Annotated in this window: 27 protein-coding genes and 1 pseudogene; 11 read left to right on the top strand and 17 right to left on the bottom strand. The window is 38.3% G+C overall.

Annotated features, from left to right (window positions below):
* Window positions 1–54: 54 nt before the first annotated feature.
* Window positions 55–1,650: a choice-of-anchor W domain-containing protein gene (locus CY0110_RS08315; RefSeq protein ID WP_008274948.1), complete on the bottom strand. Its 1,596-nt coding sequence runs from the start codon at window positions 1,648–1,650 to the stop codon at window positions 55–57.
* Window positions 1,651–1,879: 229 nt separating this feature from the next.
* Here CY0110_RS08315 and uvrC point away from each other — a divergent pair, with 229 nt between their 5' ends.
* Together uvrC and CY0110_RS08305 are read left to right on the top strand one after the other, a co-directional pair.
* A complete protein-coding gene (gene uvrC / locus CY0110_RS08310) occupies window positions 1,880–3,712 on the top strand; it encodes an excinuclease ABC subunit UvrC (protein ID WP_008274947.1) in 1,833 nt (610 codons plus the stop codon).
* Window positions 3,713–3,888: 176 nt separating this feature from the next.
* Window positions 3,889–4,218: an immunity 53 family protein gene (locus CY0110_RS08305; protein WP_008274946.1), complete on the top strand. Its 330-nt coding sequence runs from the start codon at window positions 3,889–3,891 to the stop codon at window positions 4,216–4,218.
* On the opposite strand, the pseudogene CY0110_RS31630 reads toward CY0110_RS08305, so the two are convergent.
* The 3 genes and pseudogenes from CY0110_RS31630 to CY0110_RS08295 all read right to left on the bottom strand — a co-directional run.
* Window positions 4,177–4,296 (bottom strand): annotated as a pseudogene (locus CY0110_RS31630) (hypothetical protein); the annotation flags it as partial. The gene CY0110_RS08305 and the pseudogene CY0110_RS31630 sit on opposite strands and share 42 nt — an antisense overlap.
* A gap of 113 nt (window positions 4,297–4,409) precedes the next feature.
* Window positions 4,410–5,300 carry an ABC transporter permease gene (locus CY0110_RS08300; RefSeq protein WP_008274945.1) on the bottom strand — a complete coding sequence of 297 codons (891 nt, stop codon included), beginning with the start codon at window positions 5,298–5,300 and terminating at the stop codon, window positions 4,410–4,412.
* Between the two features lie 74 nt (window positions 5,301–5,374).
* Entirely contained in the window at window positions 5,375–6,397 is a 1,023-nt protein-coding gene (locus CY0110_RS08295) for a daunorubicin resistance protein DrrA family ABC transporter ATP-binding protein (protein WP_008274944.1), read from the bottom strand.
* A 355-nt stretch (window positions 6,398–6,752) separates the two neighbouring features.
* On the opposite strand from CY0110_RS08295, the gene CY0110_RS08290 reads away from it, so the two are divergent.
* Window positions 6,753–7,232 (top strand): BON domain-containing protein, encoded by a 480-nt coding sequence (locus CY0110_RS08290; protein WP_008274943.1) that lies wholly within the window; start codon window positions 6,753–6,755, stop codon window positions 7,230–7,232.
* A 107-nt stretch (window positions 7,233–7,339) separates the two neighbouring features.
* Here CY0110_RS08290 and CY0110_RS08285 read toward each other — a convergent pair whose 3' ends face one another.
* From CY0110_RS08285 to CY0110_RS08265, 5 genes are all read right to left on the bottom strand, one after another.
* Window positions 7,340–9,604: a GumC family protein gene (locus tag CY0110_RS08285; RefSeq protein WP_008274942.1), complete on the bottom strand. Its 2,265-nt coding sequence runs from the start codon at window positions 9,602–9,604 to the stop codon at window positions 7,340–7,342.
* Window positions 9,605–9,739: 135 nt separating this feature from the next.
* Complete coding sequence (locus CY0110_RS08280) at window positions 9,740–11,449, bottom strand: GAF domain-containing sensor histidine kinase (RefSeq protein WP_008274941.1); 1,710 nt, start codon at window positions 11,447–11,449, stop codon at window positions 9,740–9,742.
* Between the two features lie 186 nt (window positions 11,450–11,635).
* Window positions 11,636–13,855: a PhoX family protein gene (locus CY0110_RS08275; RefSeq protein ID WP_008274940.1), complete on the bottom strand. Its 2,220-nt coding sequence runs from the start codon at window positions 13,853–13,855 to the stop codon at window positions 11,636–11,638.
* 336 nt (window positions 13,856–14,191) lie between these two features.
* Window positions 14,192–14,656, bottom strand: coding sequence for a peptide-methionine (S)-S-oxide reductase MsrA (gene msrA / locus CY0110_RS08270; RefSeq protein WP_008274939.1), 465 nt, complete (start codon window positions 14,654–14,656; stop codon window positions 14,192–14,194).
* Between the two features lie 33 nt (window positions 14,657–14,689).
* On the bottom strand, window positions 14,690–15,064 hold the full coding sequence (locus CY0110_RS08265) for a hypothetical protein (RefSeq protein WP_008274938.1): 375 nt from the start codon (window positions 15,062–15,064) through the stop codon (window positions 14,690–14,692).
* Between the two features lie 195 nt (window positions 15,065–15,259).
* Here CY0110_RS08265 and CY0110_RS08260 point away from each other — a divergent pair, with 195 nt between their 5' ends.
* From CY0110_RS08260 to coaBC, 3 genes are all read left to right on the top strand, one after another.
* Complete coding sequence (locus CY0110_RS08260) at window positions 15,260–15,883, top strand: M23 family metallopeptidase (protein WP_008274937.1); 624 nt, start codon at window positions 15,260–15,262, stop codon at window positions 15,881–15,883.
* 201 nt (window positions 15,884–16,084) lie between these two features.
* On the top strand, window positions 16,085–16,297 hold the full coding sequence (gene isiD, locus CY0110_RS08255) for a protein IsiD (protein WP_008274936.1): 213 nt from the start codon (window positions 16,085–16,087) through the stop codon (window positions 16,295–16,297).
* Window positions 16,298–16,299: 2 nt separating this feature from the next.
* Entirely contained in the window at window positions 16,300–17,529 is a 1,230-nt protein-coding gene (gene coaBC, locus CY0110_RS08250; RefSeq protein ID WP_008274935.1) for a bifunctional phosphopantothenoylcysteine decarboxylase/phosphopantothenate--cysteine ligase CoaBC, read from the top strand.
* A 4-nt stretch (window positions 17,530–17,533) separates the two neighbouring features.
* Here coaBC and CY0110_RS08245 read toward each other — a convergent pair whose 3' ends face one another.
* The 5 genes from CY0110_RS08245 to CY0110_RS08225 form a co-directional block, all read right to left on the bottom strand.
* The gene (locus CY0110_RS08245; RefSeq protein ID WP_008274934.1) at window positions 17,534–17,728 is read right to left on the bottom strand and encodes a hypothetical protein; all 195 of its coding nucleotides are present in this window, start codon (window positions 17,726–17,728) and stop codon (window positions 17,534–17,536) included.
* 56 nt (window positions 17,729–17,784) lie between these two features.
* Window positions 17,785–18,147, bottom strand: a complete 363-nt coding sequence (locus CY0110_RS08240) for a SpoIIAA family protein (protein WP_008274933.1) — start codon at window positions 18,145–18,147, stop codon at window positions 17,785–17,787.
* Window positions 18,148–18,212: 65 nt separating this feature from the next.
* Window positions 18,213–18,596: a hypothetical protein gene (locus tag CY0110_RS08235; protein WP_008274932.1), complete on the bottom strand. Its 384-nt coding sequence runs from the start codon at window positions 18,594–18,596 to the stop codon at window positions 18,213–18,215.
* Between the two features lie 107 nt (window positions 18,597–18,703).
* A complete protein-coding gene (locus CY0110_RS08230) occupies window positions 18,704–19,414 on the bottom strand; it encodes a cytochrome b/b6 domain-containing protein (protein WP_008274931.1) in 711 nt (236 codons plus the stop codon).
* Window positions 19,415–19,499: 85 nt separating this feature from the next.
* A complete protein-coding gene (locus CY0110_RS08225) occupies window positions 19,500–19,775 on the bottom strand; it encodes a hypothetical protein (RefSeq protein ID WP_008274930.1) in 276 nt (91 codons plus the stop codon).
* Between the two features lie 138 nt (window positions 19,776–19,913).
* On the opposite strand from CY0110_RS08225, the gene CY0110_RS08220 reads away from it, so the two are divergent.
* The gene (locus CY0110_RS08220) at window positions 19,914–20,378 is read left to right on the top strand and encodes a single-stranded DNA-binding protein (RefSeq protein WP_035798884.1); all 465 of its coding nucleotides are present in this window, start codon (window positions 19,914–19,916) and stop codon (window positions 20,376–20,378) included.
* Window positions 20,379–20,385: 7 nt separating this feature from the next.
* On the opposite strand, the gene CY0110_RS30825 is transcribed toward CY0110_RS08220, so the two are convergent.
* Window positions 20,386–20,610, bottom strand: a complete 225-nt coding sequence (locus tag CY0110_RS30825; protein ID WP_008274928.1) for a hypothetical protein — start codon at window positions 20,608–20,610, stop codon at window positions 20,386–20,388.
* A gap of 73 nt (window positions 20,611–20,683) precedes the next feature.
* Complete coding sequence (gene hemE, locus CY0110_RS08210; protein WP_008274927.1) at window positions 20,684–21,748, bottom strand: uroporphyrinogen decarboxylase; 1,065 nt, start codon at window positions 21,746–21,748, stop codon at window positions 20,684–20,686.
* A 562-nt stretch (window positions 21,749–22,310) separates the two neighbouring features.
* Between hemE and CY0110_RS08205 the strand changes: the two genes are divergently transcribed.
* From CY0110_RS08205 to chlG, 4 genes are all read left to right on the top strand, one after another.
* The gene (locus CY0110_RS08205) at window positions 22,311–23,543 is read left to right on the top strand and encodes a site-2 protease family protein (protein WP_008274926.1); all 1,233 of its coding nucleotides are present in this window, start codon (window positions 22,311–22,313) and stop codon (window positions 23,541–23,543) included.
* Window positions 23,544–23,611: 68 nt separating this feature from the next.
* Window positions 23,612–24,286, top strand: coding sequence for a ParA family protein (locus CY0110_RS08200; protein ID WP_008274925.1), 675 nt, complete (start codon window positions 23,612–23,614; stop codon window positions 24,284–24,286).
* Window positions 24,283–24,852, top strand: coding sequence for a hypothetical protein (locus CY0110_RS08195; protein WP_008274924.1), 570 nt, complete (start codon window positions 24,283–24,285; stop codon window positions 24,850–24,852). Before CY0110_RS08200 ends, CY0110_RS08195 begins: the two co-directional genes overlap by 4 nt.
* Window positions 24,853–24,987: 135 nt before the next feature.
* Window positions 24,988–25,968 (top strand): chlorophyll synthase ChlG, encoded by a 981-nt coding sequence (gene chlG, locus CY0110_RS08190; RefSeq protein ID WP_008274923.1) that lies wholly within the window; start codon window positions 24,988–24,990, stop codon window positions 25,966–25,968.
* A gap of 144 nt (window positions 25,969–26,112) precedes the next feature.
* Here the strand turns inward: chlG and rpsO are convergent, their stop codons facing one another.
* A complete protein-coding gene (gene rpsO, locus CY0110_RS08185) occupies window positions 26,113–26,382 on the bottom strand; it encodes a 30S ribosomal protein S15 (protein ID WP_008274922.1) in 270 nt (89 codons plus the stop codon).
* Window positions 26,383–26,929: the final 547 nt, after the last annotated feature.

Genomic DNA, 26,929 nt, shown 5'->3' with positions numbered 1-26,929 from the left:
TGGGACGACACCGTGTGGGATGATTATTTAATTTACGTTAGGCTAACGTTTATCTTATTTTCTGCTAAGTAATCTTACTCCGACCCCTGTTGTTGCAAAAAAGACCAAAGCAACTATCGAATTAGACTCAGGAACAGATGTTACGTTGGGAGATGCCTCTGACAATAATTCAAGTCTTTGTTGTTGGATCTCTTCAGAGGTTGGTTGATTAGACTCTGGTAGAGATTGTGGAGGTGAATCGGGGTTGAGAATTCTAGTTAAAGGAATGAGAAAAGATTGATTGTTGCTTCCAGATCGTGGATTTTGAGGCGCTCCTCCAGGTCCCCACTTCATCCTTACGGTCCCATTGACTTTTTTGGCTCCTAGTTGTCCTTCTATCACCCCCGGAAAAGCAAAATAATCTTCAACCAGTCCAGAACCGTCTTGAGCTAACGCAGACAAATTAGAGACATTAATGACGTTATCATTGAGAGTAGTAAACTCGTCGACAATAATCTCCATCTCTGCACCATTAGTCCGAGCAGTGGAAAAAATCTTTAATCCGTCAATCTTGTCGCAGGGATTATTCATCAAAGCAGGAGTCGTTGCTGTGGTTTGACCATTGCTCAACGTCAAGGTAACGCCACCAGTATTCGGGTTACAAACTAACTCAAAGTCCACCAGTTCATCATTGGTCCATACCCAGTTTGCTTTTTTGGTTGTGTTTGGATCATTGGTTGGGTTGTCCCCTAAAAAAACCCCCAATTCCCAATCGCCATTAAGATTGCCACTACCCCCGCCTCGTGTTGTAGCTTTGAAATTAGGTCCTCCTTCGACTTTGGTTCCCTCCTGCAATAGCTCATATCTTAGAGTGATTTCAGGCTTCACAGAGTCATCATTTCCATTTTGGGAGAAGAAACTCTCAAGAGCATAAAAACCAAAATCAGTGGCTTCAAAAATTTCAGTAGCTTCTAAGGCAATGGAGAGATTAGGGTTGTCATTGCTTAAATCATCATCAAGATTATTGTTTAAAATACTTTTAACTACTTGATTAAGTCCAATTCCTCCGTAACTATTCTCTAAGTTATCCCCATCAGCATCAGGATTAGCTTCGATATTACCATCGAATAAAATTAAGTTATTCCGTGCAGGGCGATTATTTGTATTAATCGCATTGTTTTCATTCCAATTTCCTGTCACTTGATAGGCATTGATGTTATCGATTCTAGGTAAGTCTGGAAAAAATCGTCCATCGGGGTAATTTGGATCGGTGTCGTTAGGGTTATCAGGATCGGTTTTAGTATGGGTCAAAGTTACTACAGCATCAACATTACCCAAAAAAGCACCAGGATAATTAGTCTTAATATCATTAATAATACTGCTCAGATTCCAGTTAATATAACCGACTTCTTCGAGAATTAGTGGTCGACTGGGTGACCCACCAGAGGGTGGATTATTGGGATCATTTGGATCATATCTACTACCGACTTGAATGAAAGGTGACGTTCCATAGTTAATGCCCATGTTAGTGGGATCAGAATAGTTATCTGCACCAGCGATAATTGTTGACTGAAAGAGGGTTTGTGCAGCTAATGGCTTGATATTGAAAACAGTCAAACCTAAGATGAAGCTGCTTGTTGCTATTTTTAAAGATGAGATTAGAGTACGCATTGTTTTAATAGATTTTCTTTAAATAGGCTACGATTAGGGAATAAATTTAGCATTTCCAAAAAGATATGATAACCTTTCGTGACGGAGTGCTTCAAGGGCTGTTTAGATTTTGCCACACAAACTATATTTTGGCGAGATAGCGTAATTTCTATTTAACTATTTAACATAGATAACATAGATAAAGAATTGGTTAGGGAGATTTTTCTATTTGTTAGCACTTTCGCAAACGTTGGACAATCAGATAAGAACAGTTCCCAATGAACCTGGGGTTTATTTCATGCGAGATGCTCAAGGTGATATTCTTTACATTGGTAAGTCGAAACAACTGCGATCGCGGGTTCGTTCCTATTTTCAGCCTAGCCAAGATCATAGTCCTCGCATTGCTTTGATGGTTCAACAGGTAGCTAATGTTGAGTTTATTGTCACGGATACCGAAGCCGAAGCGTTAGCCTTAGAAGCTAATCTCATTAAACAACATCAACCCTACTTTAATGTTTTACTCAAAGATGATAAGAAATATCCTTATATTTGTATTACTTGGTCTGAAGCCTATCCTAGGATTTTTATTACGCGCAAACGACGCTTAAATCACAAAAGCGATCGCTATTATGGTCCTTATGTGGATACCCATTTACTTCGTCAAACTTTACGCTTAGTAAAGCGGGTTTTTCCTCTCCGTCAACGGCCTCGACCTTTATTTAAGGATCGTCCTTGTTTAAACTATGATATTGGCCGTTGTCCTGGGGTTTGTCAAGGGTTAATTTCTCCTGAAGACTATCACATAATAGTAGAAAAAGTAGCCATGATCTTTCAGGGAAGAACAGAGGAATTATTACAAAAACTATCAGCACAAATGGAGTTAGCAGCCAGTCAGTTAAAGTTTGAACAAGCTGGTCAAATTCGGGATCAAATTAAAGCCATTAAGGGCTTAGGAATTGATCAAAAAGTAACGTTACCTGATGATACGATTTCCAGAGATGCGATCGCTTTAGCTGCGGATGAGACTTACACTTGTATTCAATTATTCCAAATTCGTGCAGGACGATTAGTGGGACGGTTAGGCTTTTTTGCTGATACGGTTTCAGGCACGCCAGAAAGTATTTTACAACGGGTTTTAGAAGAACATTATTTACAAGTTGATTCGGTAGAAGTTCCCAGTGAAATTTTAGTACAGTACCCACTTCCTGAAACTGATATTTTAAGGGATTGGTTAGGAAATAAAAAAGGAAAAAAAGTCAACATCATCGTACCTCAAAAGCAACAAAAAGCAGAGTTAATTCGCTTAGTAGAACGTAACGCAGGCTATGAATTAGAAAATACAAAACGTCATGCTCAACAAAATTTATTAGCATTAGAAGATTTAGCTCAATTATTAGATTTACCGAGTCTTCCCCATCGTATTGAAGGGTATGATATTTCCCATATTCAAGGATCAAATCCAGTTGCATCTCAAGTAGTATTTATTGATGGAGTTCCTGCTAAACAATCCTATCGTCATTACAAAATAAAAAATCCCAAGATTACCATAGGTCATTCTGATGATTTTGCCAGTTTAGCCGAAGTGTTAAGTCGCCGTTTTCGTTCTTATCAAAACAAATCAAAAACTGAGTTATCAAAGTTAGAAGATTATCCCGATTTAATTATGATTGATGGGGGAAAAGGCCAACTTTCGTCGGTAACAGAAATTTTAGAAAGTATGAATCTTATTCCTCCTTTAAAAGTGATTAGTTTAGCTAAAAAAAGAGAAGAAATTTTCTTACCAGGAGAATCTAAACCTGTAACATCTCATCCCGAACAACCAGGGGTTCAACTATTAAGAAGAGTTCGAGACGAAGCTCATCGATTTGCTGTAACCTTTCATCGTCAACAAAGGTTGAAAAAAAGCCGTCATTCTCGTTTAGAGGATATTCCAGGGTTGGGTTTTCACCGACAAAAACAACTTCTTGCTCATTTTCATTCCATTGATTACATTCGAGAAGCTTCTATTGAAAAGTTACAAGAAGTATCAGGAATTGGTCAAGCTTTAGCAACAGAAATCTATGATTATTTTCACCCTAATTAAAAAAGCATTCAGTATTCACCACTCAGCAGTCAGTTCGGGATAAGCTAGTAGCTACAAGATCGGCGACCATACTATAATAATGTGACTAAGCAATATATAAACACTCCTCATATACAAGGTAATTCTATAATAGGAGGAGTTAGAAGCGCAGGCTCTCATGAGATTCCCAAATAATTATGAAAAATAACTCTTTTATTTGGTTACAAAATTGGTATAGGTCTCAATGTGATGGGGAGTGGGAGCATACTTATGGAATTGAAATAAAAACTCTAGATAATCCGGGTTGGCTGATCCTTATTGATCTATTGGAAACAGAATTTGAGGATTACAAATTTGATGAGGTCAAAATCAAACGCTCTGATAATGACTGGATTAGCTGTCTTTTAAAAAATGGAAAGTTTCAGGGAGCCGGTGGTTCTCTTAATTTGTTAGAGATTTTGAATATATTTCGAGATTGGGTTGAATCAAAAGATTGGCACCATGAAGAAATTGATGATAAAGAATAAAACGTTGACAAAAGAAGTATCGTCCAAGTTGCATTCGGAGAAGGAAGCTCTAACCAAAATACTCTCGTCGAAAATAGCTCGACGGACATTGGATTGATATCAAACGGTAGTGAAAAGATAATCAAAGACCTTTTGTAGAAGTCTATGACTGCAAAAGGCCAGAAGTAGTAAGTCTATTATTATCTTGAAGACTAAGCAAAACGGCGACGTAATAAAGGCTGAATGGTTAATAAAATCAAAACATCAAACCCTATTAATAAGAAGAGAACCCCAAGAAAATTAATATCAAGCCAAGGAGTTTCTATGACAACACTGCCTAAAGACCATTGTCCATTGAGATAGATGTAACGAATGGGTTCAATGGCGTAGGTTAAGGGGTTTAAACTCGCTACTATCTTTAACCATCCTGCCATAAAGGATAAAGGCGCAAGGGCGGTACTGGCGAAGAGTAAGGGTAAATTAGTCACAAAAATGACAGCAATCAGTTCAATATGGCCTGGTAAAGCAAAAGCTAAGCCTAAACTTAATCCTGTCACACCAGCAACGATTAAAAAGACAATTAAAGCGATCGCTCCTAAACCGGCTAAACTAGGTAAACCTGCCCCTAACATGGCACTAGCACCTACAATAACTGCCGTTTGAATGATACTCAGGGTAATAATATATAAAGTAGAAGCAGCCACAATAGAATAACGAGAAGCCAACGGCGCAACCAGTAAACGGTTGAGAAAGCCAAATTCTCGATCAAACATCACAGGAAGTCCTGCATTTAATGCCCCAGAAAAAGCAGTAAAAACGATAATTCCGGGGGAGAGAAACTTAGCATAGTTGAGATCCTCGCCGAATAATCCTTGAGGTGCGTTATAAAATAAAGCTCCAAACAAAACAAGCCACATAAACGGCTGAATAATGCCTGCAATTAAAGTTGAAGGACGGCGTTGTAGTTGAATAAATAAACGCTTCGTCATGGCTAAGGTTTCTTGAGAAAATTCGGATAACCAGTTTCCCTCTGGTTGAATATCACTGATCACACTAGGGGCTAAACTGTTCTTATTTTGAGACGGTGTAATGGTTTGACTCATATTATTTATTGATGATTCTTCAAGGTTATTTTGATCATATAATTTTTCTCAAAAGACAGAGAACTGATCACTGTTTAACTCATTTGTTGTTTTTTCTCTTTTTTGAGATCCCGACTACCTGCTGCAGCGAGTTCTGCATCCATTAAAGTTTGTCCTGTTGCTGCTAAATAAACATCATCAAGACTAGGACGAGATTGGGCTAAGCTGAAGATGGGTAAGTTAGCTTGTTCTAAGGTTTGCTCAATTTTGCTCAAGGAATTGCTACCTGTTGAAACAATTAAATTGAGAGAGTTTCCTTGAGAAGGGTTAATAATAATTTCTTCGACAAAAGGTAAGGTTTCTAGGACACTTTTGGCTTTTTCGGCCTGGTTTATGGGTGAAAACTCTTCTATTCTCAGGGTAACGCGATCGCCCCCTAAACGATCTTTAAGTTGGGATGGGGTTCCGTAGGCGATAACTTCTCCTTTATCGATGATAGCCACATGATCGGCTAATGCGTCGATTTCTTCGAGGTAATGACTGGTTATTAACACCGTTGTTCCGGCTGCTTTGAGTTGTTTAAGGAAGTCCCAAACAATGAAACGGCTTTCTATATCTAATCCTACGGTTGGCTCATCTAACACTAATACATCGGGTTGATGAAGAAGTCCGGCGGCTAAATCGAGACGTTTGCGAATCCCTCCAGAATAGGTTCCTGTTTTGCGATCGCTATATTCTTCTAAGTCTAATAAGCTCAATAATTGCTCAATTCTTGTTTTTGCTGCTTTTTTTGGCAAATGATATAAATCTGCTTGTAATTCTAGTAATTCCCGCCCGGTTAACATTTTATCTAGAGCTACTTCTTGGGCAACATAGCCTAAGCGATTTCTGACGGTTTTAGGCTTGTCTAGGGCTGAAACCCCTTTAACTTCAATTTTGCCACTATCGGGCTTTCCTAGGGTACATAAACAGCGAATGGTCGTGGTTTTTCCTGATCCATTAGGCCCTAAAAGCCCGAAGATTTCTCCTGTTTCAATGGTAAACGTGATGTTTTTCAGGGCTTCTACTGTACCATAATTTTTTTTAAGGGAGTCAATAACAACGATAGGATTATTCATAAATCTGTCTGATTTTTAGATGATGCTTGATATACATTCAATTTTATCTGATAGTCTTTTACTATTTTATTTAGTTTGCTAGTTTAATGTCTTCTTTCGAGCTTAAGCAAAAATTAAAAAATATTAGACTAATATCTAAATATACGGGATTTCTCACTTCTTGATAATTCTCCTGACTACTGAATCGTTAACTCTTGTTTTAGTGTTTTGTCTTCTTTCGTTTGACAGATATTTTCAGGAACTCAAAAGATTACATAATTTAGCAAGAATCTATCTTTAAGGAGATTAAAACAGTAAATAAGTTTAGATAAGCTGTGTATTAAGAATTAAAGTAGTTTATCTAGGAGATAATATTATGATTCTATTAGGAACATCACTATTAGTTATTTTAGGTGTTAGTGGGCTTTTATTATTGAAACGTTTTCCAGCGTTGCGTTTAGCATCAGTGTCATTAGCTGTGACCCTTCTGTTGTTAACAACTATTACCCCTGCTTTAGCAGATACTCAAATAGCTGCATTAGGAGCTAAAGACGAGACTGTTTCTGCTGACGAAACTGACCTTAAATTAAATCCAGGTGGAGGACATTATAGCGGTTTGGAATATGCAGAACGGACGAACGAAGTTCAAAACCCTGTCAGCGATGATGTAATTAAACAAACCATTGACAAAAAAACAGATGGTAGGATTGTCTTTGCTGTTTCTAATGGTTCTGTGAGACTTTCAGGACAAATTGATAATAAAGAAGACGCTCAAAATTTGATTAGTCAAATCAAAGAGATTCCTGGAGTTCATGAAATTACATTTGATTTAGGATTAGAAAACGCTAATAGTTAGAAAAGTTATCAGTCAATAGCAATTATTGTTTTTATTGCTTTCTGACAATTAAGTAATATAGAGTTAGAGTAGAGAGTTAATAACTCTTTTCTCTAATTTTCTTTGTATTAAATTCGATGATTAGCAACAGCACCTAACAGAGGTAAATTCAATTTTTTAATTTCTTTAACTGCTTTTTTAAAGAGAGATTGAGGTGTTTTTTGAATCGTAGCTACTAAAAGAATGCCATCAGTTTGTTTAGCCATAAATTTAACATCGGAACTGAGGAAAAAGGAAGGAGTATCATAAATGACTAAATCATAGGTTTTGCCTAATTCTTCGATAAGACTATTAAACTTGGGAGACCACAAATATTTTCGAGAAGGTTTGAGGTTTTCTCCCATGGGTAATACAGATAAATTATCTATATCTCGAACCGACTCAATAATAGCTTGGGGTGAAATTTGTCCCTCAAGCACATCTATCAGTCCTTTGTGATTAGAAACATTTAATAGATTGTGGAGTTGAGGATGAGAAAAATTAGTATCGACTAATAGTACCTGTTGACCTTTTTGCGCTGCGTTAATGGCTAAATTAACGGCTATAGTTGAACAACCATCTTCTGGTTCGGCAGAACATACTATCAAAGAACGAAGATTAGTCCCTTGCTCTTGTATATATAATTGTAGATAAAGATCGTCAAATGCTTCGAGAAAACTTGAGTCTTGGGTTGGTAAAAATAAAGCTTCTTCTTCTGTTGATTCGTGATGGTTATCATTAGGAACGGTTTCGACAATATCTGGTTTTTTTTGGGGTAAATGGGAAACAGAAATCCCATCAGATAAAACAGCACGATCATCTTTGGGTATTTCACCTAGTAAGGGAATACCTAGCAGTTGAGAAATATCTTCGGCGGTATAGAAAACATTTCGGCGTTTTTCCCAAAGAAATGCGAGTCCACTCCCCAATAAAAGACCTGCCATGGCCCCTGCTAGGAGTTTCTTTTTGCGACTGGGGGGAGATCCGATCGGATTTCCCTGTGCATCCAAAGGAATTTGGGGTTCACCTAATAATTCCCAAGGAAGTTCCTGTGCTGCCTCAACTTTGAGGGTTTCTCGTTGTAGGAGCAATTTATTGAGAATCTCTTCTGTCAGTTGAATTTGACGTTCAAGCTCACTATACTCATTAATTAAATTAGGATAACGTTTAACCTGTTGTTCAAGTTGTTGTCTAGTAGGTTCAATAGACTCTAATTGAGCCTCTAAGCTTTTAATTTGATTAGTTGTTTCTAATAACTGTTGAATGAGTCCGAGACGGGTGGGATCTTGAAATTCTAATGCGTTTGAATTGGGGGAAACGGATAACCCATTTTTGGTAATAATTTCTTGAGTGGTTTGATTAAGTAATGTTTCAATATTTTGTTTTTGCTCTCGTAAGTCTAGAACTTGGGGACTATTATCGGTAAAAGTTGCTGAGGCAACGGCAATTTGGCTGTTGAGTTCCTGCAGTTGAGATAGGAGTGCTACTCTGGTAGGATCTTGACTTAGGGTAGCAGCAGCAAAGGCTTCATCAGAGGATAATCTTAGTTGTTGTTGTAGGGAATTAGCTAGTTTTCTTTGAGCTTGAAGTTGAGTGTTGAGATTTAACTTTTGTTGTTCTAAGCTACTAATTTGAGTGAGGACTTCTTGATTTTTTGGCAGTGGATCAATTAAGTCGTAGTTTTGCCGTAATTCTTTCTGTCTACTTTTGAGTTTTTCTAATCTCTGTTGTAATTCTGGGAGTTGTTCATCAATAAACTTGACCCCCGCCTTAATATTGGTTTCTCTGTCTTCAGAACTGTATTCAAGGAAAGTCTCAGATGCTGTTTTGAGGACGTTTAGAACTTCCTGAGGATTTTTGCCTGTATAGGAGACTTGAAATATTTTTGTTTCTGATCCCCTTCCTTGTCCCACTTGAGCGCGAGTTACCTCGAAATTTTCTCGCAAATCTTTCCAGATGGCGGGTACTGGGCGAATGGGGTCTTTTTCATGGACTTCTTGAGCAATTTGACGAGTCATTCCTGGATTGGTGAGGAAGACAAGATTCGTAGGATAATCTAAGGCGAATAAATCATCACGAGGAACTCCCTCAGTACGAGCGAGGGTAGTGGGATTTGTAAGTTTACCACTAGCAGTGATAGGTTCTACCAATAAAAAGAAGTTGCCAGTATAAGTATAAGGATCTTGGCTACTCCACATCCAGGCTCCAAAAGTTGTCAAACAGGTCAATCCACCGATTAACCAAGCTTTTCTCAAAAAAGTTCGTAAATAAGGGCGAAAGTTAAGACCTTTGTTCTCGGAGGAACCTCCTTCTTCAAGTTCTTCCACTGGTAAGTCTGGTAATGATGTAGTCACGGATCACCTTATTGCTGACATTAAATAATAGTTCAATTTTAGCATCCGTTTTTATCACAGTTGTTTCAGTTAAAGAAGGCAGAATTGGAAAGGCAAAAGGCAGAAATCTCGGTCAAGTTAGTTTTTAGTTTGCGTTTAAGAGGATTTTACGGTTTTAATTACTGGCATTTGCTCGAGGGGAACGGTAAAAGTTACCGTGGAACCGAGTCCTTCTCCCATGCTATAAAATTCCACTTGTCCCCCCATCGCTTGCACTAGCTTTTGAGAAATGGCTAAACCCAGTCCAGTTCCTCCATAAGCTTTGGTGTGGGACCCATCCACTTGTACAAATTTTTCAAAGAGTTTGGCTTGTTGATCGAGGGAAACCCCGATACCGGTGTCAGTAACACTGACTTTAACTAGACCAGGAAATTCTTGATCTTGATATTTGATTTTCTTTTTGACGATTTCTGCGTTGACCACAATACTGCCTTCATGGGTGAATTTGATGGCGTTACTGACTAAATTGAACATAACTTGGAGTAGTCGCTGATAGTTACCATAAACCATAATGGGGGTTAAGGTACTCGGTAGTTTACTGCGAAACGCTAGATGCTTGCGTTGAGCTTGGGGTAAAGTAAAGTTATCAACCGCTTGGAATAATTCAGCTAGTTCGACAGACCCTAATTCAAGATCCATTTTACCAGCTTCAATTTTGGCAATATCGAGAATATCATTAATGAGATTGAGAAGATGTAGGGCTGATTTGTGTGCCTCTTCAAGGAATTCTTGTTGTTCTTGGGCATCATCAGCCATACCGTCTAAAATCAGTTTAAGGAAACCAATGATCCCATTAAGAGGGGTTCTTAATTCGTGGGTGGTACTGGCTAAGAAGTCACTTTTGAGTCGAGATGCCTCTTCTGCTGCGAGGGTGGCTTGTTCGAGTTCTTGATATAGAGTAGCATGAGCGATCGCGGTTCCCACTTGGTCAGCTAATTCTTGGATTAGTTCGATTTCGGCAGGACACCAATACCGACTGCGATCGCATTGTTGTAAACAGATTAACCCATTGCGTTGATTTTGATAAAAGGTCGAAATAATTAAAATCGATTGTATTTGATAGCCATCTTCGACTAAGTGTTCAAAAATTACGGGTTCTCGTTGGTTTAAGGCTTGTTGCCACCAAGGGTCTTTTTCTGGACTGAAACGGTTTCCTAACTGTGAAGTACAATAGGGAACACAGTATTCTGCTTTGATGTCTAAATATTCTTGATCAGATCCAATTGCAACCATCAGGCAACGACTAACTTGCAAAGCTTCTCCGAGACTATCTACGGTTTGCTGCCAAATGGTTTCTAAATTTAGAGTCCGTCTAATTTTTCTAGCAATTTTGGTCAGGAGTTTTTGATAGGGATCGGGATGAGTAGGTAAAGCAGAATTATTAATTAAACTCAGATCGTTGTTTTGTAAGCAATGCCCCATCACTAACACAGTGGTTACTGGCTTTGCTTTCTTAAAGATAGGACTGATAACTAATTCTAGGGGAAAGGATTGACCTTTATATTCAAATTGACAATAACACTGTTCAGGTATTTTTCTTTCTAAGACCCTTCTAATTCTTTCATAATAAGCTTCTGGGGATACTGGTTTCAGACTTTGTTCTGGAAAAAAGCCGATAATATCTTCTGGTTCAATGGCTAATTCTTGCCCTAAATCCCCGTAAAATGACAAGTATTTTCCTGATTTATCTTGAACGTATACTAACTCAGTTTCCAATGCTTGCCAGAAAGCAGGGTCAGTTATGGGATTTGATGACATTTCATCGGCTTGAATCTGAGAGTTGTGTAGTTTGATCAAGGATTCCATGGGTCATTGTTTAAAATGGGCAGAATTGGGGAAGACATAAAATTTAACATTGAGAGAAAAGGATGTTTCTCTGATCTGAGTGAAGTTGTTCATTGTCATATCCCGATACACTAAATATGCCCCAAAACTTAGATAAACTTATCAACTTCAAGATATGACCGAGGTTGTTGCCTCGGTCGGATGCTGCTAAATTTTGTTACTGGTTCTAATGGCAATAACTGCAGGACGAGGAGGATCATTAGCCTGTTTACTGGGCCAGTTAGAACCCAAGGGAACGGTTCGGGTTTGCGTAAATGTTTCTCCTGAGGTAGTCAACAAAGAAAACTCTCGTACTTCACTGGCCTTGTTTTGACGGGTTCCATAGGCTTCTCCTGGATGTTGTACCGCTAAAAATAGGGTTTGTTGATCCTGTGTCAACCAGGGTCCGGTCATTTCTACTTCCATAGGTCCAATGGCAAAAGGAAAAGCCGTTCCTTTATTTTCTCCCTGAAGGGGTAAATACCACAGCGTATTGTTCCCAAAGATCCCCACCAGACTTTTTGTACTCACTGGTTCCCCGTCTTTAACGCGATCTTTAATTTCTTGGTTATGGCTACTGGTGGACATATCGGTAACCATCCATAAGTCTCCCTGGTTATCAAACATCAGGTTATCGGGGTTAGCAAACCCCATTCCTCCTTGAGCAGGTTCTCCTCCTGTGGCTAAGATATCCCAACGAAAACTCATAGCGGCCGGGTTATTTTTATCTTCTATAATTTTCATGATCCAGCCATATTCATAATTCATTTCCCCATTAGGACCCTGAAATACTGCCTTATCGGGTCCACCGTCACTTCCGGGGGTTCCAGAGGTAAAGGTAACGTATAAAACCCCATTTGTGTCGATTTCTGTGTCCTCTGGACGGGCTGTACAGGTTATTCCTACTGCACTGGCTGCAAAATGAGCATCGATTAAAATCGCCCCTTGTTTTTCTTCTGAGGTTCCTACATAAAGATCCCCTAAGGTTTTAAATTGATTTTTGAAGGGGATAATGTCTTGATCGTCGGTAACTTTCATCATTCCCCCAAAGGTGCGATCGCTGTTAGGTAAGGTGACTAAACCTCCTTGAACAGTTGAGGGTAACACAGGATTGATAGGGGTTTCTGGGGTTAACGCTACCCATTTTCCAGTTCCGTCGTCGTTAAATACAGCACCGTATAACATTCCTGAGTTCATTAATTTAGAGTTTTTCTTATCTTGAGGCTCGCTAATATTGCCATCTGAGACAAACTTATAAAGATGGCCTCCTCTGCGATCGCATCCTGAATAGACGGCTAATTTTTTACCTGTTTCAGCACGAAAGGCCACTGCTTCGTGGCGATAACGTCCTAACCAGGTATGTTTTGTCCCATAATCGTTTTTATCACTGGGATCAATTTCTACCATCCAACCATATTTATTACCAGCTAAACCAAACGCATTGCCCCGTCCATCGAGATATTCTTCGGTCATCAAAAAAGGGGTTTCAGAGGGATCTAAAGAGGAACCATCGGCCATTACGGGTTCAGGAACTTGATCTTGAATATTTTCTTCTGCACTCAGTACAGTTCCCCAGGGTGTAGTTCCCCCGGCACAGTTTTGAAAGGTTCCGATAATTTTACTGCCTAAACTGTCCTCATAACCTAGTTTATTCGTTTTCTCAAAAATTTTTACCCCTGGTCCTGTGGCTTTAAGATAATGACCATCTTCTAACCCAGATATTCCGGTAATGCGTCTATCGGCTTCTGAATAGGTGCGTTGCCATTCTCCTTGAGCATTTTTTCTTAAGGAAATAACTCCTATTCCTTGATCAATTAATGCTTCTGAGGCGATCGCTTCTATTTTAGCTTTGAGGGGATCATCGTTAGCTAATTTAAACGCATTTATTTTGCCATCGTTTTTATCTGCGACTTCTTTTACGTCTTGAAAAGGGAGGGTTTTACCTATTACTTTTTCAGAAGTTTCTCTCCAAGTTTTCCCACTAATATATTCAAAATTAATGGTTAAAAATCCCTCATTTGATTTAGTTTCTATTAAGGATAAGTAATCGTTATTATAACCAAAGCGAGAGTTACCTACTTTATCTCCCCATTGGGCAATGACATCATAGGTAAATCCTTCTGGTAAGACCACATCATCAATGACTTCATAAGTCTTATAAACTGCTTTTTGTTGTTCATCGCTTAAATAGTCACTGGCTAAAGGAATTGGTATTTTAACAGGGGTAAAAGTTAATGATTCGCTACCTTGAATGATTTTGTTAATCTTATCTTTACCTTGATTCGCCATCACCAAAGGACTCGATAAACCCTTAGTTGCTTGAGATAATAGGGCTGTCCCTGTAGTGACCCCTAAAAATTTCAATAGATCCCGTCTTTTTATGACCATAAACTTCTCTTAAACTTGTCAATATTTGGTTTCTAAACTAGATATGATAGCCTATATTAGTTACATGACCAACAACTAATAATTGCTTCAAATTTTAATAGCAGTATAAAAAAATGTTGATATTATTCTTGCTTTTAAACTTTGTTGTAACTTATAATTTTCTAGTGGGTAACAGCTTAGTTGTTTCTCAAGACTTATTTTTTTGTTCTCTAGCTTTTATTTTGTCTGCGGTTGCCAATTAACTAGCAGTCGTTAGAATACGAATGAATGGAATATGTTTTTGTTTACCTTAAGTATCAATTTCGTTCTTTTAAAAAGCAAAGCCGTAATTATTAATCAAACTTGTTTTTCTTGTTTCTTTTCAAAATATTGTTGATGGTAACCTTCAGCTAAATAATATTCAGATGCCTTCTTGATTTCTGTAACAATATCTTTATCATACTGATCAGAATTTTGAAGTTTTCTTTTAGACTCCCTTGCCATTTTTTCTTGTTCAGCATTATGATAAAAAATCACAGAACGATACTGATCACCTCGGTCTGCTCCTTGGCGGTTTAAACTGGTAGGATCGTGAATATTCCAAAATGTTTCTAATAATTCTTGATAACTAATAATTGTTGGATCATATTCAACTTGTACCACCTCAGCATGACCCGTTATCCTAGCACAAACATCTAAATAACAAGGGTTTTGCCAATGTCCTCCCATATACCCCACCGAAGTAAAAACGACCCCTTTTAACTGACGAAAAGCAGCTTCTACTCCCCAAAAACAGCCGGCTCCGAATGTTGCTTTATCCATAAAATTATTATTGATTATTAGTTATTAATTAATTCAGTTACTTCTACGGCCTAATTCATAGACACCGCAAGCCATACAAGCTAAAATACCCATACTAATTGACCAACTTTGACCTAATCCTAATTCTACTCCCCAATTACATAAGCCCCCAAGAATAAAAAAAGGAAAAATGCTAAAAAGAGAAGCATAAAACGCATTTTGAGATTCCCTTGCTTGACGAGTTTCTTCAAATTCCTCTTGAGAAATATATAGCGATCGCTCAGCAAAATTAAACCAACGATTTAACCCTTCTATAATCTTTTCTCTTATGGAAGAAAGTCCTAAATAAAGTGATAATGACCATAAACAACTACCAGCAATAACAACGGTATCAATAGAAAAGCGAAAGGGAATAAAATCAATAACCATGATAAATGTAAACTGTTGATTAAAAAGGGATTAACAGTTTCTAGATTTTAACAAGATTGAGAAAAAGTCAGCAATTGTATACTGGTCACTGATAACATTCCCTTGTCGTCTCGGCAACTTTGGTTAAAAATAGCTATCATGCAAGCTAACGTATAACTTTTGGTTTTCCTCTGATCTGGTGTGAGTGGTACTGTCATGCAATATTTAAAAAATATTAAACCTAGTCTCAAAGGACTTCGTTTGTTAGTTTCGGTGGGTATAAGTGCATTATTGGTTCCTATGAGTCTTAATGGTTGGCAACAGTCTTCTTCCCAAGCTCAGTATGTCCCGGCGACTAATTCTAGCAATACCTGGCAATATGCGTCATTTCCCGTTGAAAATTTCCAAACCTATACTTCTGGATATGGTTATCGTACCTCTCCGATTACAGGAAACTCTCAATTTCATCGGGGGTTAGATATGGCCGCACCCTTGGGGAGTTATGTTCGTAACTGGTGGGGAGGAAGGGTGGTTGCTCTTTCAGATCATACTGCTTGTGGAACCATGATTACCATTCAATCAGGACAGTGGACTCATATCTATTGTCATTTGATGGGATCGATAGAAGATAGTTCCCAAGGTCGCTATTTTGTGGATAGGGAAGGGGGACTGGTTCTCTGGTTAGGTCAAGATGTACCCGCCGGCGCTAGAATTGGTCGTGTAGGAATGACAGGACGAACCACAGGTCCCCATCTTCATTGGGGGTTAAAATATCGGGGAGAATACCTCGATCCGGCTTTAGTTTTGCAAGAGATGTATGGAGGTCAAGCGAATCTTTGAACTGAAAAATCCCACGACGCTTCTAAATATGTAGTTTATTATAATTTTTGAGAGACATATAATGAAACTTATAAAAAATAAGAAACAATAATATTGCAAAAGTAGAAACAATAAGATTAATTGAAAGGAAGCTATGATTTGTGAGGGATCAGGGTACAATGGGGGAGACGGGAGAATTAGCAACGTCAGAGGAGGTGCGGGATGACAACCTTAAGTTTGACAGGGCAAGACATTTCTGTATTCACAGAGCAAGATGTAGCAGATCTGGCAGGACGACTCGAACAAGATGACTATACCAACCCCTTTGAAGCCCTCAAAGATTGGCATACATTACGGGCGATCGCCTTTCAACGCCAAGACCTAGCAGAACCATACTTGTACTTGCTCGACATCGAAGCGTATGACGAAGCATAATTATGCTCAAGTCTAAATCTGTCCTCATAGGCATTAGTGGCGGTATAGCTGCCTATAAAGTCTGTGAGGTTATTTCTTCTTTATTCCAAGCAGGGGCTGAGGTTCGGGTTATCCTCACTGAATCTGCCCAACGTTTCATCACACCGTTAACGGTTTCTACCCTCAGTCGTCATCAAGCCTACACTGATGCAGAGTTTTGGCAAGGGACTCATTCTCGTCCTTTGCATATTGCCTTGGGAGAAAAGGCGGATTTATTTTTGATTGCACCTTTGACAGCGAATACTTTGGGGAAGTTAACTCATGGGTTGGCAGATAACTTGTTAACGAATACGGTTTTAGCTTCTGAGTGTCCCATTTTACTCGCACCGGCCATGAATACAGAAATGTGGGAACAGCCTGTAATACAAAGGAACTGGCAACAGTTGAAGCGTAATGTTCGTTATCATAGTATTGGGCCAGGTTCAGGGTTACTCGCTTGCGATCGCGTGGGATCGGGGCGTATGGCCGAACCGAGGGAAATTATCACTAAATTAAAGTCTATTGCTTACACTCAAGGACAAGAAGATTTTAAAGGTAAACGCATTTTAATTAGTGGAGGGGGAACCAGAGAACATCTTGATCCGGTGAGATTTTTAGGTAATCCTTCCACGGGAAAAATGGCCTTAGCCCTAGCCCAAGCAGCCAGCGATCGAGGTGCTATTGTTACCCTAGTTCATGGACCCATTGCACCGGAATTACTGTCCTTATCTCCTGATTATAAGCTCATCTCTGTGGTGAGTGCTGACCAAATGGAAGCAGTGATCATGAGCCATTTAGTTGAGTCGGATATTATTATTATGTCTGCTGCAGTAGCTGATGTAAAACCTGCTAATTATGCGGATTATAAATTACCTAAAAAAGAGCTACCTACTGAATTAAAATTAGAGTCAGTTACTGATATATTAGCTAATCTAGGAACTCTGAAAAAAAACCATCAAACCTTAATCGGATTTGCAGCACAAACTGGGGATATCGTCAATCCTGCTTTAGAAAAATTAAAGCGTAAAAATTTAGATATTATTGTCGCTAATCCTATCGACCAACCAGAGGCAGGGTTTGGAACTAATACCAATCAAGCTATTTTTATTGATGCTAATGGACAACAAAAAAACATTAATTCTTGCTCTAAATTAGAACTAGCTCATCGATTATTAGATTTTGTAAAAATCAAAGGAATTAGTCCTGAACAGTGATTAATTACTCATCTCGATTTTCGGCATCAATAATCAAAGCTTCAGCTATTTCTAAAGCTGTGTGTCTGAGAATTTTTTCTTGTTCCCCGGATGCACCTTCATCACTAACCATTGAGTAGATATGAGGATTAGCAATCATACCACTTAAAACTTGTGCAGCTAACGAACTAAGAACTTCTGAATTTCTTCGTTTACTCATTGTTTCATCTCCTATTTTTTCTAGAAAAATAATAGAAAAAAGTAATCATTCGCAACTTAACCACTTATCCATTCCTCTGCTTGTAAAAGTTGCTCATTATGAAAAACTTTAACAGGACAGGGTAAAATGAATCTGAATAGTTTAGTGACGATTCGTATCCACTGAATATCGGAAACTAGGGCAATTTTTTCAAAATCAGACCAATGAGTTAAACCTAGTTTTAAATCTTCCCACATAGCTTTAATATCAAACCCAGAAAAATGATCTCCTAGTTCATACAATAAACGGATTTTTTTGTACTGCCTGAGTTTATTTTCAACAGCAGGAATAATCACTGATTGATAATCATCTCCAGTAACTTTACCGTCTGCTTCTAAAGCTAACACTAAATCATTTTTTACTGTTAAAAAATTAATCATTATCAGACCCTCCTTAACTAACTTAACACCCTAAGTTTTCTAACCAAAACTTAATAAATTATAGATTATTGAGCAAAACTTAAGAATAGTAAACCACCTCCTAAGATAGTTTCGACTATTCCAGCTATCTTAATATAGCGTTGTAAAAATTCATCAGACCAATTTTTAACGAAATTTGCCCAACCAGGAACAAGAAGATAGAGAATACATTTAATGGTAACTAACCACCCAACCATAGTAATCATCACTGTCCAGTTAGTCGTCCAAAGATTATGACCAAAAACCACAATTAACCCCCAAGGAAGGAACAAAAGTGACCAGGAGATTAACCAAGTCTGTTTTGTTAATAGTTCTTTAACTAAATCTTTCCAAACTAAACTTTGTAACAGATAGGATAAACCCGTTATCATTAAAAAACTAGCGATAATTCGTTCAATTATTAGTGTCATGACTTACCTCCTTGATGACAACCTATTGACAAGGAAGGCTAGAAATCGATGGTTTTATCTTATTCGACTCTATATTTCTATTATAATCATTTTTTATTTTATTAGGGTTACGCTTCTTTAATTAGAGCAAGTATCCAAGCAGCACCTAAACTAAGCCAAATAAGCAATTCTAGCCATTTTATCCAGTAAGTTTGCTTCCACCACAGTTTAACCCATGAAAAATTTATATTCTGCCAATAAGTTTTAAGATTATTTCGCCATTGCACAGGACTATCTTGAGGTTTATAGAACCAGTTAAACATAGAAACAAAAAAAGGTAATCCACCCACTTTAGCACTGACTAATAAATGACCGGCTAAACTAATAAACATGATTAGCCAGGATAATAAATGAGCTAAATACCAACTATGATTAAGTTCTCCATTAGGCAACCATTTTTCATCCATCATTTTGCCAGTAAAAACTGCAAACGTCAGGGAAAAAAGCATCAAGGTATTAATAACCCGATGAAGATGATAAGACCAACCTTTTTGAGAAACATGGCTTAACTTAGAAAAAGTATTTCGTTGAATTAAACGTTTTCGGCCTTGATGAAACGCATAAAAAACTAAAGTAGGAAAAATCAATAAAGTCCAAAGTGCGAAAGTCCCATGAATTCCTTCGATTTCTTCAAACTTAGGTAAAGGAATTTGTCCCCATCTACCGTCATAAACATCATAAGTCCAGTAAGCGGTAATCATCGCCAGGATGAGAAATAAAGCAGTTAAACCGTGGACTATGCGGAGTAATAAAGGTTGATAAGGTTGTATAATTTTCATGACGATAAAGAATGCTTACATAGGATAGGCTTAAGGAAGAAAGAAGATAATAACTATCTCTTTTTCCTTTTGCCTGTGTATTTATCTATTGTTCTGATTCAACCATAGAAAAGAACCCAGGAACCCTGCCGGCGGCAGCACCACCATCTTTTTGAGAAAGGATGACAGCACTAATTTGATCACTCATCACTGCTACTTTCTTTTCCGTTTGTTTCTCACAAGTTAACTCAATTAACTGAGAGGTTCCTGATTTCATGGCATTGACAATTTGATCATAAAGTGTTTGTGCATCTTCAACTTCTTTACGTTGCACCGAAATAGGAAGAGGGGTGTACTTTAGGGCTAAATCAATACTAATCATTAAGGCTCCTTGCGGTAAATGCTTTCTATCTTATTATGGGTTAAAAATGGGGAGTGTAGGAAGGGTGCAGAGTCGTGATTTAAGAATGAGACTTTAAAGGATAAAATAGTAATACCGTTGATCTTGGAAGTTGAATAAATGAATACTTGCGTGTTAATGGCGAAAGTCATTAGTAATCCTGAATTACGCTATACCCCAGATAACCAAACAGAAGTGGCGCAAATGTTGGTAGAATTTGAAGGACGACGAAAAGAAGATGCGCCTTGTACCTTAAAAGTTGTCGGATGGGGCGGCTTAGCAACACAGATGAAAGAAAGTTGCACCGAAGGCGATCGCTTAATTTTAGAAGGTCGTTTAGCTATGAATACGTTTGAACGTAAAGAAGGATTCAAGGAAAAACGGGCAGAATTAGTTATTTCTCGCTTTTATCCTTTAGATGGGGTCGGCGAGTCTTCTTCTGCGGATAATGTGGTTTCTTTTGATTCTGCTCAATCATCCCAATCGATGGATAATCATTATGATGAAGATGACTATGATATGGATGAGTCAGAAACAGCAACCCCCAGCTCAGATAATGAAGCTGATGATCCCATTCCTTTTTAATTAATTTCTAATCAATCTCTTTTATATAAACAATTTTTGCGGGGTTTAATAATATTAAACCCCTAATAAGCTTAGACACAAAATGATTAGATAATGAAGTTAAACAACTACTTAAATCTAGTGAAGAAAAATTATTGCTCCTAATAATTTGATACCATTGTAGTAAAGAAGTTTTACTTTCAGGATATTTAGCAACAAATTTATTACTTGGTTTGCCTGCAATAATGTGCATTATTTCATATCAAAAAATTAATATAGGGGTCAACAGTTGTGAACCCCTACAAAATGATAATAATTAAAAATAACTACACAGGAACAGCTAATAATTGATCCACTTGCTTCGCGGTTTCAAAGAAGCAACGAACATTATCTTCAGGAGTTCCCACTAAAACGCCATGACCTAAGTTAAGAATATGGCCACCTCTTCCTGCTTTGCGTACTGTGTCGAGAATACGCGCTTTGATGAAGTCTTGGGACCCAAATAAGACACCTGGATCAATATTTCCCTGTACTTTCATGTCTTTACCTAACCGTTGTCTGGCTTCGGCCATATCCACAGTCCAGTCAACGCTAACAATATCGACACCAGACTGTCCCATTCTCTCTAAGACACCAGCACTACCACTAATATAGAGAATTAACGGAGTATCGGGGTGGGTTTCTTTAACCTGACGCACTACTTGTTGTTGATAAGGTAAAGCGAAGGTTTCATAGTCCTGGGGACTCAGTTGACCAGCCCAAGAATCGAACAATTGTACTACTTGCGCTCCACAGTCGATCTGATAACGCACGTAAACAGCGATCGCATCAGCTATTTTGCTCAAAAAACTATGTAGAATCTCAGGTTGAGAAAAGGCCATACTTTTGATGATGGCATAATTCTTAGAACTTTTTCCTTCAATAGCATAAGCAGCCAACGTCCAGGGTGATCCCACAAATCCTAACACAGTGGATTGATTACCCACTTCTTGACGTAAACTTTGTAAGATAGTTTTGATGAAGGGTAAGGACTCTTCTGGATCTAAAGGACGTAAGTTATCCACTTGTTCTTTAGTACGAATAGGGGGATCAATAACAGGCCCTTTGCTTTCGACAATATCGAAAGGGATACCCATTCCAGGTAAAGGGGTTAAAATATCAGAGAACATGATGACCCCATCCGGTTGAAACGCTCGCCAAGGTTGCAGAGAAATTTCGATGGCAAGGTCAGGATTTTCGGATCTTTCACGAAAACTGGGGTATTTTTCCCGTAAATCCCGATATACTTTCATATAGCGTCCAGCTTGTCGCATCATCCAAACAGGTGGACGATCTAAGATTTCTCCCCGTGCAGCACGAAGAAGATAGGGTGTATCGTTAGCTCCTGTCATTATGGCTTCCCCAGTAATAAGCGTGCATTGTTCAGCCTATCATTAGGGGTGGCAAGTGTTATAGCATTTGTAACGAATGTTTATTATTAAAATTTAGGAGTCAGGAGTCAGAAGTTCCTTACTCCGTTCCGGCGCTATCGTACAGAAGGCAGAAGCAGAATAATTATTAATTATTAACTATTCGATTTTTTGTGACAAAACTGAACTCTTCAGAAAACACTTTATTTAGTCATTCATTTTCCGTAATAAAATGATAATTAATTGTTTTTTTACTCTAGAAGATCCTCAAAAGATTGGTTTCATTACCTGCTGAAGAATATGAAGTTTTTAGACTTTTATATGGAGCAAAACTTTCTAGTCAATTGCCAATATAGTTAGGAGGTTTTACTATTTATGATTTTTCAAAAATCAGTAATTTCAAGAAAAGTGGGCATAGCCTACCCTAAATATTAGAGCAAGACTGATTTAGGTTAAAATAATAATGAGGACTTTATTTTAGAAAATAGCAAAGCATTAGCTAAAAATTGTTAAGAAAAATAAAAAAATTACATTCCCTTTGATCATGGACGGAAAATGGCAAATTGGTTCTTTATTGGCTATTCCCCTTTATATTGACTCTTCTTGGTTCTTTATTTTGGGATTAGTTACTCTCGTTAATTCTCAAGAAATCACCCAACTTAACTTAGTGGGAAATCTCTGGTGGTTAGCCTGGATTGCAGGACTAATGCTGGCTTTATTGCTCTTTATATCGGTACTTCTCCATGAATTAGGTCATAGTTTAGTGGCCTTAGCTCAAGGCATCAATGTTAACTCCATAACCTTGTTTATGTTTGGAGGAGTCGCAGCTATCGAAAAAGAATCAGAAAACCCCATCGGAGCGTTTTGGGTAGCCATTGCCGGTCCATTGGTGAGTTTAGGATTATCGGTTCTTCTATTTACCCTCTTATATACTCTTCCGTCCCGTGAAAACTTAGATACAGTGCGGGGTTTATCGGTCTATATGATCGAAGATATCGCTAGAATTAACTTAGTGCTAGGGATTTTTAATTTAATTCCGGGTCTACCGTTAGATGGGGGACAAGTGCTGAAAGCGATTGTCTGGAAACTAAAAGGCGATCGCTTTACAGGGGTGCGATGGGCGGCCGCTAGTGGTCAATTAATCGGTTGGTTGGGTATTAGTTTAGGTCTATTTTTAATCCTCTTAACCGGTAGCTTAAGCGGACTGTGGATAGTCTTTATCGGTTGGTTTGTACGACGGAATGCAGAAAATTATCAACGCATCACTCAATTACAAGAAAGTCTCTTAACGATTACAGCCATTGATGTTATGACTCGTGAGTTTCGCGTTATTAATGCTCATCTAACCATAACTCAATTTGCCCAAGACTATTTACTCACAGAACTTCATGATGTTATGGTCTATTTTGCTGCATCAGAAGGACGGTATCGAGGATTAATTGTCATCGAAGACTTACAATCGATTGAACGCAGTCAGTGGGATACCATGACATTATGGGACATTGTTCATCCTTTAAATACCATTCCCTCAGTGACTGAAAAAACTTCTGTTGTTACCATTATTGAAAAGCTAGAAGCTATCAATGAGCGTTATATTACTGTGTTGTCCCCTGCTGGTGCTGTAGCAGGAATTATTGATCGGGGGGATATTGTCAAAGCGATCGCAACTTATAATCAGTTACCCATTCCTGAAACAGAAATTAAACGTATTAAAGAAGAAGGGACTTATCCCAGTTATTTACAATTACCCGCGATCGTGAAAACCATTGACACCTGAGTAAGAACTCAGGAAAATTATTGGAACAAGAGATGAGATAATAGCTCAATGGGTTGATATAGGGCAACATGAGCAAGGAGAATTCTGCATCAGAATCAAACTCTCCCCAAACCACCATTATTGCCATCATTAATGGGAAAGGGGGTGTGGGTAAAACCACAACGGCGGTGAATGTAGCCGCTATTTTAGCTGAAAAACAAGACGTTTTACTGGTAGATGCTGACCCACAGGGTTCAGCCAGTTGGTGGACGCAACGAGGAAAGGAGGGTATGGATTTTGATTTAACTGAAGAAAATAACCCCCAAATCCTGCAAAAACTGCGTAAAGTACAAGAATATGATCTAATTGTTGTAGATACTCCTCCGGCCTTACGGTCTGAAGCCCTAAACTCAGTCATCACCTGTGCCGATTATATTATTCTGCCCACACCGCCGGCGGCCATGGATTTAACTGCACTTATCGAAACTGTCAAAACGGCAGTCATGCCGTTAAAGGTCGCTCATCGGGTATTATTAACAAAAGTAGACTCTCGCAGTTTAAAAGAAACCCTAGAGGCTCAAAACACCTTACTCGAGTTGGGAATTCCTGCTTGCCATGCCTTTGTGCGTCAATACAAAGCCCACGAAAGAGCCGTTTTAGAAGGGGTTCCTATTACCGAATGGCGTGGCAAAAATGCCAAAGAAGCTCAAGCAGATTATCGCAGAGTCGTCGAAGAATTACAACGGGATTGGAATCAATTATGACAAAAAAAGAATTATCAGATTTAATACGAGAAGAAGCCAAAAACAACTCAGAAAACGCTTCTCAAACAGGTCAAATGCCTACAGTTCCTATCAATCGCACTCGTATGACGAAAGCCCAATTAGATGAACTCATCACTGAATTAAACCAGGCTTTACAGCAAGAACAAAAACAAGTCAATAGCTTACAAAATCAAGTCAAAACCTTAGAAACTGAAATTAAAGATGAAAGAGAATTAAGTAGGCGTTTGCAAAACGAATTAAAAGATGCAGAAGACTATCAATCCCAATTAAACGAACAAAAACAATTGGTGGAAAAACTTTATACGCAACTGCAACAAAAAGAAGAGTTGGCAGTAGAATTAGCCGAAAAAAATGAATTAATCGCTTCTTTACAGGCCAAACTACAAGAAGAACCTAAACCCCTGGTTCCCACTGCTCCGGCTCGACAAGAATTGCAAGTAAAAGAAACAGCTTTAACTCGGCAAGCTAAAGAGTTAGAACCTTTTGCCGCTCCTGCTTCAGCCAGCAAACCATTGACCAATGAAGATATTGGCTGGTTTGATTAATAAAGCAAGTTTTGAATATAGGATTTAATGCTTTTGTTAGTTGAAATGCTCAATTCTTACCTTTTTTAAACAAGTCCGTGTTTCTTGTTACCTTGAAAATTAATTGATCATCCATTATTAATTATCCATTAACTTATGTCTGATTCAACTTCATCCAAGATTAATGAAAAAAGCAGCAAAACCCGTCAATTATTGGGAATGAAAGGAGCTAATTCTGGAGAAACTTCTATTTGGAAGTTACGCTTACAGTTAATGAAGCCCATTACTTGGATACCTTTGATTTGGGGGGTAGTCTGTGGGGCAGCCTCATCGGGAAATTACAACTGGAACTTAGAAAACTTTTTGCTGGCAGCCTCTTGTATGCTGTTATCGGGCCCGTTGATGGCTGGCTATACCCAAACCCTTAATGATTTCTATGATCGCGAAATTGACGCGATTAATGAACCTTATCGTCCCATTCCTTCAGGAGCCATTTCCGTTCCCCAGGTAGTGACACAAATTTTATTGTTACTGGGGTTGGGACTAGGGTTAAGTTATGGATTAGATCGATGGGTTGGCCATGACTTTCCCATTATGTTGTGTTTAACTTTAGGCGGAGCATTCTTGGCTTATATTTATTCAGCTCCACCTTTGAAGTTAAAGCAAAATGGCTGGTTAGGCAATTATGCTCTAGGAGCCAGTTATATTGCCTTACCCTGGTGGGCTGGCCATGCTTTATTTGGGGAGTTAAACTGGACTATTGTTATTTTGACCCTATTTTATAGTTTGGCTGGCTTAGGTATTGCAGTGGTTAATGACTTTAAAAGTGTTGAAGGCGATCGCCAACTGGGGTTAAAATCCCTGCCTGTCATGTTTGGGATCAATACCGCAGCGTGGGTATGTGTGATTATGATTGATGTCTTTCAAGCAGGAATTGGGGCTTATTTAATTTACATCCATCAAAATCTCTATGCTGCCATTTTGCTCTTATTGGTCATTCCTCAAATCACCTTTCAAGATATGTATTTCTTGCGAGATCCTTTGGAAAATGATGTGAAATACCAAGCCAGCGCGCAACCCTTTTTAGTTTTGGGAATGCTGGTAGCTGGATTAGCTTTAGGCAATGCAGGAGTCTAGCTATAGTCAAAAGAAGCAGAACAGAAGAGGAACAATGAATGAAATGTCAACTGTAAATTAAACTTCTAACTTCTGACTTCTGTGCATTCACGCCGGAGCGGAGCGAGGAACTTCTGACTTCATACAGACTTCCTCGTACCTTTTCTAACGACGAATCCCAAGACGTTTAATAAGGGTTTGATAACGATTGGAATCTTTACCGTTAATATAGGCTAATAAGCGTCGGCGACGACCAATCATTTTGAGTAGTCCTCGACGGGAAGCATGGTCTTTAGGATTTTGCTTTAAATGATCGGTTAATTGGGTAATGCGTTTGGTAAGGATAGCCACTTGTAAATCGGCTGAACCGGTATCAGTTTCGTGAACTTGGTATTCACTGATCAGGATTTGTTTTTCGCTAGCGGTCAAACTCATAGAATTTATTCAATAAATGCTGCAGCCTTTTATAATATCATTTATTTTTTGATCTAACTACCCTTATCCCTATTAATTATCTTGGTTGAATGAAACGTGATACAAATTTCGCGTATATTGCCATCTTGGATGAGAACAAGTAAACTTAATGGCTCGTTTGCCTAATTAGTGTCCTGAAGTCACAAGTCATTCTCAATCAGTTAGAGACTGTTTATCATAACTTATATGGCTCAGATAGTTTGCTGGATTCATTTTCCCTCAATACCATGAGTGAAAATGATGAAGATATGCCCATGGGTGTTGCACTCTCTAGTGCGCTTTTACCCTCTAATTTTTTAACAAAAACTGTTAAGTTGAGCCTCTATTGATCAATGGAAAAATAAAATCATGTTAACATCTACAGATTTTACAGGTTTATTTAATCAACGTTTTTTTAATAACTTTTTACCCATTCCTGCCACTAACGAAATTTTATTAGGAAGTAAAGCTCCTGATTTTATTCTACCCGATATTACCAATAATCAAACCGTTCGGTTAGGGAATTATT

It is taken from the genome of Crocosphaera chwakensis CCY0110 (assembly GCF_000169335.1).
Lineage (GTDB): Bacteria > Cyanobacteriota > Cyanobacteriia > Cyanobacteriales > Microcystaceae > Crocosphaera > Crocosphaera chwakensis.
Note: the sequence above shows the minus strand (reverse complement) of the source record. Positions and strands in the feature narration are given on the sequence as shown.